The organism is Chryseobacterium sp. SIMBA_028 (assembly GCF_046535285.1).
Lineage (GTDB): Bacteria > Bacteroidota > Bacteroidia > Flavobacteriales > Weeksellaceae > Chryseobacterium.
Map to the genome: position 1 here is coordinate 1 of NZ_JAWRWZ010000485.1, position 258 is coordinate 258.

The window sequence follows — 258 nt, forward strand, 5'->3', positions numbered from 1 at the left end:
CAGGAGCAAAAGAACGAGGAGGACGGCGGCTAAGCCCGGGATGAACGCAAACGCGGCAATGATCGCGAAGAACCCGATCAGTCCGAACAGGAGTGCCAAGAGGCCCCAAATCACCCAAATGAAGTAGGACACTTTGAGTTCTGTTGGGAGGCCCTGCGTCTTGAACATTCCCGAAAGTCCCCCGGCAGGCAGGACATCGTTGAAGTTGCGGGGACGGTCGGTGGGCATTTCAAAGCGGAAACCGCCTGACTGCCCTTG

General features: G+C 57.8%; 1 protein-coding gene. It reads right to left on the reverse strand.

Annotation, left to right across the window (positions count from 1 at the left end; all coding sequences use genetic code 11):
- Window positions 1-258 (reverse strand): hypothetical protein (locus SCA31_RS24215; RefSeq protein ID WP_410699530.1); only part of this gene is annotated, 258 nt, incomplete at both ends.